Genomic DNA, 13,347 nt, shown 5'->3' with positions numbered 1-13,347 from the left:
AAAACCTCCCCCTCCCCCACATTCAAGTCAGCCGCAGCAGCGGCCTGGCGGAGCTATGCCAATGAGAAACATCAAAACCCGTGAAGGTTATGACCTTTGGGACAAAGCCCAAAAACTCCCACGTTTCAACTTCTGGCGAGGCGGCGAAGACGAAAAAGGTAGCGTGATCCGCGTTCCAGAAAAGCACGGCAACTGGGTTAATTTCGATGACTTGGCAAAGCTAGCTGACGAGTACCAAGACGAGATCAATTTGCTTAGGGAAAGGCTATCCAGACTAGAGCCAAAGGCGGTGAGCCATGAATAACGAAATCAGCATGTCGCGTGAGCTGCGCAGCATTCTGTCGATGATCCTGAACGCTCTGGACCGTGATGCCGCTGAAGGAAAAGCTGCTCGCGGTGAAATGGCGGCGGAGCTACGCGCCCTTCTCGCCAAGCCAGCCGCCCAGCACCAGGGCGAGCCGGTGGCGTTGCAGCACATGGCGGTCGCAGAGGGTGGAAGGCTGCGCTGGATGACTGGCCGCAAGATGCAGGACTGCGAGCTGTATGCGCTTCCAAGCGGTGGAGCAATTCGCGACCCGCTCTACACCCGCCCAGCCGAGCAGTCCGCGCCGGTTGCGGCGGTGCTGCCTGAGCAGTGGCTCCCAATCGAGACAGCGCCGAAGGATGAAACCGAGATCATCCTGCGCAAGGGTGACCGGGTCACAGCCGGTGCCTGGATCGAGTGGAGCAAGTCCCACGCTGAGCACCATTCCACCACCGGCGAGTATCTCGGCCAGGTCGAGTACGACTCTGGCGCCAACTGGGCATCCTGGGATGGCGGTTTCTGCGAAGACGACGAGCCGACCCACTGGCAGCCGATGCCCCCCCCTCCCCAGCAGTAACCCCTCCCCCACATTGAAGTCAGCCGCTATAGCGGCTAAGGACGAAGTCATGCCTGAAGAAAAGATTGTGTTCATCAACGGCGCGCCGGCGAAGTGCGGCTGCGAAATGAATTTCAGCTCCGGCGGTGGCGAATATTCCGACGTGCTCTACGTGATGCCCTGCGCGACGCACAGCCCCAATCGCTTCGGCCCCGTGGAGGTCCAACGCGACAAGGATGGCTGGTGGTATCACCCAAATATTCCGAGCTTTGGCGAAGGCGAAGACCCGGCGCCCTACATTGCCTGGGTCAAGGCGCAGGGGTTGGAGCTGAAAGGCTGGCACTCTGGCGACGAAGCCTACGACCTCCCAGATGAAGATGCTGCATGCACCGCCTGGAATCCCGAATCTCCAGGACCAGAGTGGTTCCTCATGGGTATCTTCGATACCGAGGACGGCCCCTATGTGCAGTGGGCGCGCCGGGAAGTGCAGCCATGATCAATAAATCAATGCCTACCGACGCCGAAATCAAGGAACAGATCATCACCTGGGGCTCGCAGCAGATGACATACGTCATTCGCAACGGCCTGGCCATGAAAGGTCACAAAGGCCTGAAAACTGATTGGGTTCGCCGCCAGCTTCAACGTCTGGAGAAGTCTGGCGAGGTCAAGCGCGTGCCTTCTCCATATGCCCGGCAGATATGCTGGGCTCTTGCTGACGAGGTGCAGCCATGATCCTCCCCGCCCTGCTCTTCGCAATCTGGAACATCTACACGGGGCCAAGGCCATGAGCGACGTGCCAATCGAGCCGCAAGACTGGGCATACGGCGTAAAGGTCGTTCAGATCGAAGACCTTCGAGTTGCCCGGGGCCTGACTCGCCGACCAGCAACCACCTGCCGGCATAAAAGGATGGTGTACGACGATAAGGAGCGCCGAATCTGGTGCAGCGACTGTGAATCAGAAGTCGAGCCGTTCGAAGCGTTCCTGGGCCTAGTTGAGGTGTTTTCCGCTGGAACGAATCGAATCAACCGGCGAGCGGCAGAACTGGCCGAAGCCGAGAGTTTCCAGATCCGTAGCCGAGCGGCGAAGGTGATAGATCAAGCATGGCGTAGCACAACAATGGCTCCGCTGTGTCCGCATTGCTCTGCAGCGATTCTCCCAGAAGACGTAGTCGGAGGCCTTGGCAGCTGCTCAAAGGCCTTGGTGATAGCGGCTCGAAAACGTCAACGCGACGGAAAGTGAAGAGTCCGCCCGGCCCGGCATAAGCCGGCCGCTGCAGCAGCCTGACAACGAACCGGGCGAACGCAGAGACAGTGCCACGGCGCAACGCCGGCGGCGATGAGACAAATCCTAAACCAACCCATCAACGAATCACGCCAGCCGGCGAGGCAGTCGGCTGCATGGAGGATAAATGAATGAGCTGGCTCTTTTCGCAGGCGCTGGTGGCGGGATACTCGGCGGCCACCTCCTCGGATGGCGCACCGTCTGCGCCGTTGAGCGTGATGCCTACGCCGCACAGATTCTGGCGCAACGACAAAACGATGGAGCCCTCCCAACTTTCCCGATTTGGTCTGACGTGTGCAGTTTTGACGGAAAGCCATGGCGCGGACTTGTTGACGTGGTTTCTGGCGGATTCCCGTGTCAGGACATATCCGCTGCCGGGAATGGCGTCGGTATTGATGGCGCCCGCTCCGGCCTCTGGCGTGAAATGGCACGAATCATCGGCGAGGTACGACCTCAATTCGTCTTCGTGGAAAACTCACCTTTGCTTGTGGGAAGAGGACTTGCCGTGGTCCTCGGTGACCTTGCCGAAATGGGGTATGACGCGCAGTGGTGTTGTGTTTCAGCGGGCGACTGTGGAGCGCCCCATATCCGTGATCGTATCTGGCTGCTGGCCAACTCCCACAGTGCACGGGAACCACAACCAGCCAGGCTCAAGCAAGACGGCTGGTTGGGGGTTGAGCAGTGCGGTCAAGATGTGGCCAACACCGACAGCAATGAATTCATCCGGCGGAGCGGCCCTGTGCAAATGGGGAGGAGCCGGAGCGCGCAGAAAAATGAAAACAATGGTCACTCCCGAGGAAATGAATGGCCCCCTGAATCCAGCGTGGGTCGAATGGCTCATGGGGTGGCCAACCGGGTGGACAGGCTTAAAGCCCTTGGCAATGGACAAGTTCCGCGAGTGGCAGCAACAGCATTCACCATCCTCTCAAGCAACAACTGACGCAGCTTAAAACACCCCACTCAATAATCGGAAAGCCTGCCGGCGATGGCGGGCGAGGAATCCCTATGGCCAATACAAAGGCAGCGCAGGCCGTAGAGCTTGCGCCCCGCTTCATCAGAGCAATGAAGGCTCCCGCATACCTCGGTATGTGCAGAGAAGAATTCAAGAACACCGTCAGGCCGCACCTGACTGAAATCCGCATTGGAAAACAGGGTGTTGCATTCGATCGCAACGAGCTCGACGCCTGGGCAGATGCCTACATCCAGTCGGTCGCAATTGAAAAAGCGAGCAATGAGGACAACAATCCGCCCCGCAGTGGGCGCCAAGGAGTTAAGAAATGGCGCGAAAAACGATCTCAGGCCTCTACCAGAGGAACGGGATTTGGCACATCGACAAAGTCGTCAGAGGTAGCCGACTTCAGGAAAGCACTGGAGCAAGCGAAAGGGAGGAAGCGGAGCAGTACCTGATCCACCGGCTGGAGAAGCTTCGGCAGGAAAAGGTTTACGGCGTGCGACAGGTCAGAACATGGCGCGAAGCTGCTACCCGCTTTCTGGTGGAGTTCAAGGACCAGCCATCAATCGGGCTATCCGCCTCGCATCTTGAACAGCTTGACCCGTATATCGGCGATCTGCCGATCACGCACATCGATGACGGAACCCTGGCGCCGTTTGTGCGTGACCGCCAGAAGCCGACCAAGACGGCGCAGGGCAAGGTTAAGCCGGGGGTATCGAACAGGACGGTGAACATCGCCCTGCAACGAGTCGTCAGAATCTTGAACCTTTGCCATCGCAAGTGGCGGGATGCAGAAAAGCGGCCGTGGCTTGATAGCGTGCCGATGATATCGATGATGGAGGAAAAGAAGTCCAGCCGGAAACCTTACCCGCTGTCCTGGGAAGAGCAATCCATGCTTTTTGCCGAACTGCCGGATCACCTGTTGAGGATGGCCCTCTACAAGGTCAATACCGGATGCCGGGAACAGGAGGTTTGCAAGTTGCGGTGGGATTGGGAGATACGGGTGCCTGAGCTCAGTACCAGCGTGTTTCTGATACCGGCCGGGTTTGGTGGACGAAGCGCCAAGGCTGGAGTGAAGAACGGCGATGAACGCCTGGTGATTCTGAACAAAGTAGCGATGTCCATCATTGATGGTCAGCGCGGCCTACATAGGGAGCTGGTGTTCCCCTATGGACAGCCAGATCAATTCGGGCCCACGGCCATGCATCGGATGAATGATTCAGCATGGAAGAAAGCCAGAGTGCGCGCAGCAGACAAGTGGGAGAAGGACCACCGGACACCCGCGCACCCCGGGTTCAGATCGATCAGGATTCACGACTTAAAGCACACCTTTGGCAGAAGGCTACGTGCAGCAAGCGTGACAGAAGAAGATCGGAAGGCATTGTTGGGACATAAGAACGGCAGCATTACGAGCCACTATTCTACCCCGGAGCTGCAGCATCTGATTGAGGCAGCGAACAAAGTATCAGCGACCGATTCGCGAGGGCCGGCACTGACCATCTTGAGGAGGAAAACGGGTTGAACCCCCGCAAAAGTCCCTGGGCATGAAAAAGCCCAACCTGTGAAGATTGGGCTAAGTCATTGAAAAATATGGTCGGGACGGAGTGATTCGAACACTCGACCCCTAGCACCCCATGCTAGTGCGCTACCGGACTGCGCTACGCCCCGACTAGGCGTGAAATCTGTTTCACTTCTCAGGAAACGTTGAGGAATATACCGCAAGCTTTTGAAAAGTGGAAGTATTTAAAACAGAGAATTACTTTTTTAGCACTACAAGCACATCTTCCAGCTCAGAGATCATCTGACGGATCAATTGCTTGTACTGGGTCGTATCGTCTTTGGCCTCATCACCGGAAAGACGCAGGCGCGCCCCGCCGATGGTGAACCCCTGGTCATAAAGCAACGCGCGGATCTGCCGGATCATCAGCACATCCTGGCGCTGATAATACCGGCGATTTCCGCGGCGCTTGACGGGGTTGAGTTGAGGAAACTCCTGCTCCCAATAACGCAGCACATGCGGCTTGACCGCACAGAGCTCACTGACTTCACCAATGGTGAAGTAGCGCTTGCCCGGAATGACCGGGAGCTCGTCGTTATGACTTGGTTCCAGCATAAGCCTCAACTCGGGCCTTCAACTTCTGCCCTGGACGAAAGGTGACCACACGGCGCGCCGTGATCGGGATTTCTTCACCCGTTTTCGGGTTGCGGCCAGGACGCTGGCGTTTATCCCGAAGGTCGAAGTTACCGAAACCGGACAATTTGACCTGTTCGTTATCTTCGAGAGCGTGCCTGATTTCTTCAAAGAATAGCTCGACCAATTCCTTGGCCTCGCGTTTATTCAGGCCTAGCTCTTCGTAGAGACGTTCGGCCATTTCAGCTTTCGTCAGAGCCCCCATACGTCACTTCCTTAACGTGGCGTTCAACCTTTGTTCGAGCGAGGTGAGGATATTTTGCGTCGTAGAGTTCACCTCATCGTCGTTAAGAGTGCGCGATGGATGCTGCCAGGTCAAGCCGACGGCAAGGCTTTTTCTATGAGGATCAATGCCTTTACCCTGATAGACGTCAAACAGCCTGAGGTCTGTCAGCCACTCACCTGCATTTTCACGGATTACGTCCAGAACGGCGCTGGCCGCCACGTCACGATCCGCCAGCAATGCCAGGTCGCGACGCACTTCCGGGAAGCGCGACAGCTCATGGAATTTCGGCAAACGCCCTTGAGCCACTTCACTCAGGACCAGTTCAAACACATAGACAGGGCGGTCCAGGCCGAGATTCTTCGCCAGCTCTGGGTGAATGGCCCCCAGGAAACCGACTTCACGACCATCACGCTCGATGCGAGCCGTCTGACCAGGATGAAGCGCTGGATGCTTGCCCGGCACAAAGGTGAATGCATCAAGAGCACCGGCAAAACCCAGTACCGCTTCGACATCCGCCTTGACGTCGAAGAAGTCCACGCCATCGCGACCTTGCGCCCAGCCTTCAGGCAAGCGGCTGCCACATACAACACCTGCCAGCATCGGCTGCTGCTTCAAACCTTCCAGCTGACCAACAAAACGCAGGCCGCTTTCAAACATGCGGACACGATCCTGCTGACGGTTCAGGTTGTGCTGAAGCGCTTTGACCAGGCCCGGCCACAGAGAGGAACGCATGGCTGCCATGTCGGCCGAAATCGGATTGGCCAGCAACAGCGGTTCGACGCCTGGGTTGAACAGTTCGAACAGTTTCGGATCGATGAAGCTGTAGGTGATCGCTTCCTGATAACCACGAGCAACCAGCAAACGACGCAAAGCAGGCAGGTCACCCTCGGCCTCGGCCTTGGCTTGAGGCGCCAGACGAGCCTGCGGATAGCGAACCGGAAGACGGTTGTAACCATAAAGACGTGCCAGTTCTTCGATCAGGTCAACCTCAAGACTGATATCGAAGCGATGGCTCGGCACCTCAACACGCCACTGCCCTGCCCCATCGGCAGTTACAGTCAGGCCCAGGGCGGTGAGCAAACGCTCTACCTCAAGGCCGTCGATTTCCATGCCCAGCATCTGAGTGATGCGTTCAGCGCGCAAGGTGACAGGCGCAACGGATGGCAGATGCTGCTCGCTGAGCGTTTCAATGATCGGCCCCGCGTCGCCGCCCGTGATTTCCAGCAGCAAGCCAGTAGCCCGCTCCATGGCTTCGCGAGCAAGCTGCCAGTCCACACCACGCTCATAGCGATGGGAAGCATCGGTATGCAGGCCATAGGAGCGTGCCTTGCCAGCAACCGCGATCTGGTCGAAGAAGGCACTTTCCAGGAATACGTCACGGGTATTGGCGGTGACGCCACTGTGCTCCCCCCCCATCACGCCGGCAATCGCCAGGGCTCGGGTATGGTCGGCAATCACCAGGGTATCGCTGCGCAGGGTCACTTCCTGACCGTCGAGCAATACCAGCTTCTCGCCCTCTTCAGCCATTCGTACACGGATGCCGCCATTGATCTCGGCGAGATCGAAGGCATGCAGCGGCTGGCCCAGTTCGAGCATCACGTAGTTGGTGATGTCCACTGCGGCATCGATACTGCGCACATCGGCGCGACGCAGGCGCTCGACCATCCACAGCGGAGTAGGCTTGGACAGGTCGACATTGCGGACGACACGCCCCAGGTAACGTGGGCAGGCAGCCGGAGCCAGCACTTCCACTGGACGCACTTCGTCATGCGCCGCAGGAATCGCCGGCACTTCCGGACGCTGCACCTTGGCCGCGTACAAGGCACCCACTTCACGGGCCATGCCGGCCAGGGACAGGCAGTCCCCGCGGTTAGGGGTCAGGTCGACCTCGATGCTGGCATCGTCCAGGCTCAGGTAGGTGCGAACGTCCTCACCCACCGGCGCATCGACCGGCAACTCCATGAGGCCGTCATTGCCCTCACCGATTTGCAGCTCAGCCTGGGAGCACAGCATGCCGTTGGATTCCACTCCACGCAGCTTGGCCTTCTTGATCTTGAAGTCGCCCGGCAACTGGGCACCGATCATGGCGAACGGGACCTTCAGTCCCGGGCGCACGTTCGGCGCGCCGCAGACAACCTGGAAGGTCTCCGAACCATTGCTGACCTGGCAAACGCGCAGCTTGTCGGCATCCGGGTGCTGCTCGGTGCTCAACACCTCGCCCACTACCACGCCACTGAAATCACCGGCGGCCGGCGTTACGCTGTCGACCTCAAGACCGGCCATCGATAGACGGGCTACCAGCTCGTCACGACTTACCTGCGGGCTAACCCAGCCGCGCAGCCATTGTTCACTGAATTTCATCCTGCTCTCCTAATAGATTCGTTACGGACGCGCGACTAGCGAAATTGCGCAAGGAACCGCAAGTCGTTGTCGAAGAACAGGCGCAAGTCATTGACACCGTAACGCAGCATGGCCAGACGCTCGGCGCCCATGCCGAAGGCAAAGCCCTGGAACTCTTCCGGATCGATCCCGGACATACGCAGCACATTCGGATGAACCATGCCGCATCCCATGACTTCCAGCCAGCCAGTCTGCTTGCAGACCCGGCAGCCTTTACCGCTGCACATCACGCATTCCATATCGACTTCGGCGGAAGGCTCGGTGAACGGGAAGTACGAAGGACGGAAACGCACCGCCAGTTCCTTCTCGAAGAACACCCGCAGGAACTCTTCGATCGTGCCCTTCAGGTCGGCAAAATTGATGTCACGATCGACCAGCAGGCCTTCGACCTGGTGAAACATCGGCGAGTGGGTGATATCGGAGTCGCTACGATAGACACGGCCTGGGCAGACAATGCGAATCGGCGGCTGCTGCGACTCCATGGTGCGGACCTGTACCGGTGAGGTATGGGTGCGCAACAACATGTTCGCGTTGAAATAGAAGGTGTCGTGCATCGACCGGGCCGGGTGGTGGCCTGGGATGTTGAGCGCTTCAAAGTTGTGATAGTCGTCTTCAACCTCAGGGCCTTCGGCGATGCCGTAGCCAATATGAGTGAAGAACTGTTCGATACGCTCCAGGGTCCGCGTAATCGGGTGCAGACCGCCCGAGGTCTGGCCACGGCCCGGCAGAGTGACGTCAATGCACTCGGCGGCGAGCTTGGCGCTGAGTTCCGCCTCCTCGAAAGCCGCTTTGCGAGCATTGAGAACCTCTGTTACACGCTCCTTGGCAACGTTGATCAGCGCACCGACTTGCGGACGCTCTTCGGCAGGCAGGTTGCCCAGGGTCTTCATCACCTGAGTCAGCTCGCCCTTCTTGCCAAGGAAGTGAACCCGGATCTGTTCCAGGGCATTGATGTCTTCAGCGTGTTGCACGGCCTCAAGTGCTTGAGAAACCAGCGCATCCAGGTTTTCCATGTACAGACTCCAGATACAAAATAGGGGAAGAGCTTGAAGGCTCTTCCCCTATTTATGACGTTTAACATCTGGGCTCACGAAAGGTGAGCCCGGATGACTGTCGGGGGTACTTAAGCCAAGGTGGCTTTAGCTTTCTCGACAATCGCAGCAAACGCCGCTTTTTCGTTCACTGCCAGATCAGCCAGAACCTTACGGTCGATCTCGATGGACGCCTTTTTCAGGCCAGCGATCAGACGGCTGTATGACAGGCCGTTATTACGAGCACCAGCGTTGATACGAGCAATCCACAGAGCGCGGAACTGACGTTTTTTCTGACGACGGTCACGGTAGGCGTATTGGCCTGCCTTGATTACCGCTTGCTTGGCAACACGGAATACGCGCGAGCGAGCGCCGTAGTAGCCTTTAGCAAGTTTCAGAATTTTTTTGTGACGTTTACGGGCAATGACGCCACGCTTTACACGAGCCATGAGTTACTTCCTCTATTCTTGATCCAAAAATTAACGAAGGCGCAGCATGCGCTCGACTTTTGCCACGTCAGACGGATGCAGCAAGCTGCTACCGCGCAGTTGACGCTTACGCTTGGTCGACATTTTGGTCAGGATGTGGCTCTTGAAAGCGTGCTTGTGCTTGATACCGTTAGCAGTTTTCAGAAACCGCTTAGCAGCACCACTTTTGGTTTTCATCTTTGGCATGTTCGGATACTCCGCATTCAGTTGATAAACATAATCAGAAGGCCTGCCGTGCCCTGTTGATTACTTCTTCTTTTTCGGGGCGATGACCATGATCAGCTGGCGTCCTTCCATCTTAGGATGCTGTTCGACCGAACCGTACTCTTGCAGGTCAGCTTCAACCCGCTTGAGGAGTTCCATCCCCAGCTCCTGGTGGGCCATCTCACGGCCGCGGAATCGCAAGGATACCTTGGCCCTGTCCCCGTCACTCAGGAAACGTACCAGGTTGCGCAGTTTTACCTGGTAATCCCCTTCCTCCGTCCCTGGACGAAACTTGATTTCTTTAACCTGAATCTGCTTCTGGTTCTTCTTCGCAGCAGCAATCTGCTTCTTCTTTTCGAAGATCGACTTGCCGTAATCCATCACCCGGCAAACAGGTGGGACTGCGTCGGCGGAAATTTCCACCAGATCCAGCTTGGCTTCTTCAGCTATACGAAGCGCTTCATCAATCGAGACGATGCCAATCTGCTCGCCGTCAGCGCCAATTAACCGAACCTCGCGTGCCGAGATATTCTCGTTGATCGGGGCTTTCGGTGCAGCTCGTTTATCTTGTCTCATATCACGCTTAATAATAATTACTCCGAATCTTGGCGACCACGCCGGGAAACCGCTTGTGCGAGGAACGCCGAGAATTGGGCGACAGGCATCGAGCCCAGGTCTTCACCTTCACGGGTACGCACAGCGACAGTCTGCATCTCGACCTCCCGATCTCCAATAACCAAGAGATAGGGAACCTTGAGCAAAGTATGCTCGCGGATTTTAAAGCCGATCTTTTCATTTCTCAAGTCGGACTTGGCACGAAATCCGCTTTGATTGAGTGTTTTTTCCACTTCGAGGGCAAAATCTGCCTGTTTATCAGTGATATTCATCACCACGGCCTGAGTCGGAGCCAGCCACGCAGGGAATGCACCCTCGTAATGCTCGATCAGAATCCCGACAAAACGCTCGAAGGAACCGAGGATCGCCCGGTGCAACATCACCGGATGCTTACGGCTGTTGTCTTCGGAAACGTACTCGGCGCCCAGACGGATCGGCAGGTTGAAGTCCAACTGCAAGGTACCGCACTGCCAGACACGACCCAGACAGTCCTTCAGCGAGAACTCGATCTTCGGACCGTAGAATGCGCCCTCGCCCGGCTGCAGGTCGTATGGCAGGCCGGCGCTATCCAGAGCCGCTGCCAGTGCGCTTTCCGCACGGTCCCACAGATCATCGGAGCCCACGCGCTTTTCAGGGCGAGTGGACAGTTTCATCTCGATGTCCTTGAAGCCGAAGTCGGCATAGACATCCATGGTCAGCTTGATGAACGCCGCAGACTCGGCCTGCATCTGGTCTTCAGTACAGAAGATGTGAGCATCATCCTGAGTGAAGCCACGCACACGCATGATGCCGTGCAGAGCGCCCGAGGGTTCATTACGGTGGCAGGCACCGAACTCGGCCAGGCGCATCGGCAGCTCGCGGTAGCTCTTCAGGCCCTGATTGAACACCTGCACGTGGCAAGGGCAGTTCATCGGCTTGATTGCGTAGTCGCGGCTTTCCGACTCGGTGGTGAACATATTCTCGGCGTAGTTGGCCCAGTGCCCGGATTTTTCCCAGAGACTGCGGTCAACCACCTGCGGAGTCTTGATCTCCAGGTAACCGTTGTCACGCTGCACCTTGCGCATGTACTGCTCGAGCACCTGGTACAGGGTCCAGCCATTAGGGTGCCAGAACACCATGCCCGGCGCTTCTTCCTGGGTATGGAACAGGCCCAGGCGCTTGCCGATCTTGCGATGATCGCGCTTCTCGGCCTCTTCGATACGCTGGATGTAGGCAGCGAGCTGCTTCTTGTCCGCCCAGGCAGTACCGTAGATCCGCTGCAACTGCTCGTTCTTGGCATCACCGCGCCAGTAGGCACCGGACAACTTGGTCAGCTTGAAGGACTTCAGGAAACGCGTGTTCGGCACGTGCGGACCGCGGCACATGTCGACATATTCTTCGTGGTAGTACAGGCCCATCGCCTGCTCGTTCGGCATGTCTTCGACCAAACGCAGCTTGTAGTCCTCGCCACGGGCCTTGAACACCTCGATCACTTCGGCGCGCGGCGTGACCTTCTTGATCACGTCGTAGTCCTTCTCGATCAGCTGCTGCATGCGCTGCTCGATGGCGGCCATATCCTCAGGCGTGAAAGGACGCTCATAGGCGATGTCGTAATAGAAGCCTTCATCGATGACCGGACCGATGACCATTTTCGCGGTCGGATACAACTGTTTGACCGCATGCCCCACCAAGTGAGCGCAAGAGTGGCGAATGATCTCCAGCCCCTCTTCGTCCTTTGGCGTGATGATTTGCAGGGTTGCATCGCCGTCGATCACGTCGCAGGCATCGACCAGCTTGCCATTGACCTTGCCAGCCAATGTGGCCTTGGCCAGGCCCGCGCCAATGGATGCGGCGACCTCGGCTACGGATACTGCGTGATCGAATGAACGTTGACTGCCGTCGGGAAGAGTAATAGTGGGCATGGCGCCTCCTCTCCTAGTGGTGACCCCTACCAAAGGTCACGTGGGTTGGGATGAGCCAGTACGCGATTCAGTCCGGCCGTTCTGCTACGAACGCCTGCCTCACAGTGGCAAGAGCCTTGCGGCCAACCGAAAAACCGAACCAGAGTGACTGGGGTTCACATCAAGATTAATGAGGCATAGACGGCAAGGGCTAGAAAAGGCCCAAAGCTTGAAAACACCGAAGCCGGGCATGCTAGCACAGATACATCGCAATCGCCGTGCAGCAAATTATCGCGAGCCTGGTTTACAGTCTTTTATTGTTGAAAGTGAACTTGAGATGTACGTCGAGCCTCAAATAACCGGAGAATCGTCGTCCTTGCTACCGACTTCAGGAGAACCCGACTCATGCGCCTTATCAAACTGCTCGCCCTTGCCGCACCGCTCACCCTGCTACTGCCTTTGAGTGCACAGGCGGCATGGCCTGCCGGAGCACGCGCCGACTACATGAAGGACTGCACCGCGGCGGCCAGCCAGAACATCGACGCCAAGAGCGCCGAAAAGCACTGTGCCTGCGGCGCCGACAAGCTAAATGAAAAATTCACCACCGAGGAGATCAAGGAGCTGATGAGCAAAACCAAGCAACCCAGCGCAGATCTGCGAACCCGAGCATTGGACGCCATCGCTGCTTGCCGGGTGGTCAAATAAGCTGCTGATGCCCGGAACAGGCTGCGCCAGTGCTCGCCACAGAGCCTGAAACGCGGTCTTTTTCACAATTTACGCAGCTTTTACGGGTTTTTTTATTACCCTCTGTTTTACGCCAAAGCCCCTTAAACCGGGGCCTGCAGCCAACTCAGATGGCAAAATACACAGGTACATCGGGCAAAGAGCGCCTCTGGGGGGCTCCCAAGCCGAACATTTCGACTATGATAGCTCGGTGTGCCCAGTTGGCCTGAGCAGCACAGCACTACTGAAAATATATGTTTCTTGGAGATACACCATGTCTAATCGCCAAACCGGCACCGTAAAATGGTTCAACGATGAAAAAGGCTTCGGCTTCATCACTCCTCAAGGTGGCGGTGACGACCTGTTCGTACACTTCAAAGCTATTGAAAGCGACGGTTTCAAAAGCCTGAAAGAAGGCCAGACCGTTTCCTTCGTGGCTGAGAAAGGCCAAAAGGGTATGCAAGCTGCACAAGTTCGCCCTGAGTAATTTCTCAG

The 13,347-nt window shown here is 57.1% G+C and carries 16 protein-coding genes and 1 tRNA gene; 8 read left to right on the top strand and 9 right to left on the bottom strand.

All coding sequences use genetic code 11. The annotated features are described in order from the left end of the window. The first annotated feature begins 61 nt into the window (after nt 1–61). From AC1RMG_RS00365 to AC1RMG_RS00340, 6 genes are all read left to right on the top strand, one after another. The gene (locus AC1RMG_RS00365) at nt 62–304 is read left to right on the top strand and encodes a hypothetical protein (protein ID WP_493167871.1); all 243 of its coding nucleotides are present in this window, start codon (nt 62–64) and stop codon (nt 302–304) included. After that, complete coding sequence (locus tag AC1RMG_RS00360; RefSeq protein WP_493167870.1) at nt 297–881, top strand: hypothetical protein; 585 nt, start codon at nt 297–299, stop codon at nt 879–881. Before AC1RMG_RS00365 ends, AC1RMG_RS00360 begins: the two co-directional genes overlap by 8 nt. Nucleotides 882–930: 49 nt before the next feature. After that, on the top strand, nt 931–1,356 hold the full coding sequence (locus AC1RMG_RS00355) for a hypothetical protein (RefSeq protein WP_493167869.1): 426 nt from the start codon (nt 931–933) through the stop codon (nt 1,354–1,356). Next, nucleotides 1,353–1,592: a hypothetical protein gene (locus tag AC1RMG_RS00350; RefSeq protein ID WP_493167868.1), complete on the top strand. Its 240-nt coding sequence runs from the start codon at nt 1,353–1,355 to the stop codon at nt 1,590–1,592. The genes AC1RMG_RS00355 and AC1RMG_RS00350 overlap by 4 nt, the downstream gene beginning before the upstream one ends. Nucleotides 1,593–2,269: 677 nt before the next feature. Then, entirely contained in the window at nt 2,270–3,082 is an 813-nt protein-coding gene (locus AC1RMG_RS00345) for a DNA cytosine methyltransferase (protein ID WP_493167867.1), read from the top strand. A 337-nt stretch (nt 3,083–3,419) separates the two neighbouring features. Next, complete coding sequence (locus tag AC1RMG_RS00340; protein WP_401155008.1) at nt 3,420–4,616, top strand: tyrosine-type recombinase/integrase; 1,197 nt, start codon at nt 3,420–3,422, stop codon at nt 4,614–4,616. A 69-nt stretch (nt 4,617–4,685) separates the two neighbouring features. Here the strand turns inward: AC1RMG_RS00340 and AC1RMG_RS00335 are convergent. From AC1RMG_RS00335 to thrS, 9 genes are all read right to left on the bottom strand, one after another. Next, nucleotides 4,686–4,762, bottom strand: a tRNA-Pro gene (locus AC1RMG_RS00335). An 88-nt stretch (nt 4,763–4,850) separates the two neighbouring features. Continuing rightward, complete coding sequence (locus AC1RMG_RS00330; RefSeq protein ID WP_007920509.1) at nt 4,851–5,207, bottom strand: MerR family transcriptional regulator; 357 nt, start codon at nt 5,205–5,207, stop codon at nt 4,851–4,853. Beyond that, nucleotides 5,188–5,490, bottom strand: coding sequence for an integration host factor subunit alpha (gene ihfA / locus AC1RMG_RS00325; protein ID WP_002553164.1), 303 nt, complete (start codon nt 5,488–5,490; stop codon nt 5,188–5,190). The genes AC1RMG_RS00330 and ihfA overlap by 20 nt, the downstream gene beginning before the upstream one ends. Before the next feature lie 3 nt (nt 5,491–5,493). Beyond that, complete coding sequence (pheT, locus tag AC1RMG_RS00320) at nt 5,494–7,872, bottom strand: phenylalanine--tRNA ligase subunit beta (RefSeq protein WP_015634924.1); 2,379 nt, start codon at nt 7,870–7,872, stop codon at nt 5,494–5,496. 35 nt (nt 7,873–7,907) lie between these two features. Then, the gene (pheS, locus tag AC1RMG_RS00315; RefSeq protein WP_011060419.1) at nt 7,908–8,924 is read right to left on the bottom strand and encodes a phenylalanine--tRNA ligase subunit alpha; all 1,017 of its coding nucleotides are present in this window, start codon (nt 8,922–8,924) and stop codon (nt 7,908–7,910) included. 110 nt (nt 8,925–9,034) lie between these two features. Further along, entirely contained in the window at nt 9,035–9,391 is a 357-nt protein-coding gene (gene rplT / locus AC1RMG_RS00310; RefSeq protein ID WP_011060418.1) for a 50S ribosomal protein L20, read from the bottom strand. Between the two features lie 30 nt (nt 9,392–9,421). Then, complete coding sequence (rpmI, locus tag AC1RMG_RS00305) at nt 9,422–9,616, bottom strand: 50S ribosomal protein L35 (protein ID WP_002553160.1); 195 nt, start codon at nt 9,614–9,616, stop codon at nt 9,422–9,424. A 60-nt stretch (nt 9,617–9,676) separates the two neighbouring features. Continuing rightward, a complete protein-coding gene (gene infC / locus AC1RMG_RS00300) occupies nt 9,677–10,228 on the bottom strand; it encodes a translation initiation factor IF-3 (RefSeq protein WP_169893379.1) in 552 nt (183 codons plus the stop codon). Then, nucleotides 10,228–12,150: a threonine--tRNA ligase gene (gene thrS / locus AC1RMG_RS00295; protein WP_011060417.1), complete on the bottom strand. Its 1,923-nt coding sequence runs from the start codon at nt 12,148–12,150 to the stop codon at nt 10,228–10,230. The genes infC and thrS overlap by 1 nt, the downstream gene beginning before the upstream one ends. 384 nt (nt 12,151–12,534) lie before the next feature. On the opposite strand from thrS, the gene AC1RMG_RS00290 reads away from it, so the two are divergent. Next, entirely contained in the window at nt 12,535–12,834 is a 300-nt protein-coding gene (locus tag AC1RMG_RS00290; RefSeq protein ID WP_011060416.1) for a hypothetical protein, read from the top strand. Nucleotides 12,835–13,126: 292 nt separating this feature from the next. Then, entirely contained in the window at nt 13,127–13,339 is a 213-nt protein-coding gene (locus AC1RMG_RS00285) for a cold-shock protein (RefSeq protein WP_003179963.1), read from the top strand. Nucleotides 13,340–13,347: the final 8 nt, after the last annotated feature.

This window comes from Pseudomonas sp. GW822-FHT04H02 (assembly GCF_058800645.1).
Note: the sequence above shows the minus strand (reverse complement) of the source record. Positions and strands in the feature narration are given on the sequence as shown.

What these genes read in the sequence shown, in the direction of transcription:
- AC1RMG_RS00340 (WP_401155008.1), top strand. Translation starts at nt 3,420, where the DNA reads ATGGCGCGAAAAACGATCTCAGGCCTCTACCAGAGGAACGGGATTTGG.
- AC1RMG_RS00290 (WP_011060416.1), top strand. Translation starts at nt 12,535, where the DNA reads ATGCGCCTTATCAAACTGCTCGCCCTTGCCGCACCGCTCACCCTGCTA.
- AC1RMG_RS00330 (WP_007920509.1), bottom strand. Translation starts at nt 5,207, where the DNA reads ATGCTGGAACCAAGTCATAACGACGAGCTCCCGGTCATTCCGGGCAAG.
- AC1RMG_RS00345 (WP_493167867.1), top strand. Translation starts at nt 2,270, where the DNA reads ATGAATGAGCTGGCTCTTTTCGCAGGCGCTGGTGGCGGGATACTCGGC.
- ihfA (WP_002553164.1), bottom strand. Translation starts at nt 5,490, where the DNA reads ATGGGGGCTCTGACGAAAGCTGAAATGGCCGAACGTCTCTACGAAGAG.
- AC1RMG_RS00355 (WP_493167869.1), top strand. Translation starts at nt 931, where the DNA reads ATGCCTGAAGAAAAGATTGTGTTCATCAACGGCGCGCCGGCGAAGTGC.
- rplT (WP_011060418.1), bottom strand. Translation starts at nt 9,391, where the DNA reads ATGGCTCGTGTAAAGCGTGGCGTCATTGCCCGTAAACGTCACAAAAAA.
- AC1RMG_RS00350 (WP_493167868.1), top strand. Translation starts at nt 1,353, where the DNA reads ATGATCAATAAATCAATGCCTACCGACGCCGAAATCAAGGAACAGATC.
- pheT (WP_015634924.1), bottom strand. Translation starts at nt 7,872, where the DNA reads ATGAAATTCAGTGAACAATGGCTGCGCGGCTGGGTTAGCCCGCAGGTA.
- thrS (WP_011060417.1), bottom strand. Translation starts at nt 12,150, where the DNA reads ATGCCCACTATTACTCTTCCCGACGGCAGTCAACGTTCATTCGATCAC.
- pheS (WP_011060419.1), bottom strand. Translation starts at nt 8,924, where the DNA reads ATGGAAAACCTGGATGCGCTGGTTTCTCAAGCACTTGAGGCCGTGCAA.
- AC1RMG_RS00360 (WP_493167870.1), top strand. Translation starts at nt 297, where the DNA reads ATGAATAACGAAATCAGCATGTCGCGTGAGCTGCGCAGCATTCTGTCG.
- AC1RMG_RS00365 (WP_493167871.1), top strand. Translation starts at nt 62, where the DNA reads ATGAGAAACATCAAAACCCGTGAAGGTTATGACCTTTGGGACAAAGCC.
- AC1RMG_RS00285 (WP_003179963.1), top strand. Translation starts at nt 13,127, where the DNA reads ATGTCTAATCGCCAAACCGGCACCGTAAAATGGTTCAACGATGAAAAA.
- rpmI (WP_002553160.1), bottom strand. Translation starts at nt 9,616, where the DNA reads ATGCCAAAGATGAAAACCAAAAGTGGTGCTGCTAAGCGGTTTCTGAAA.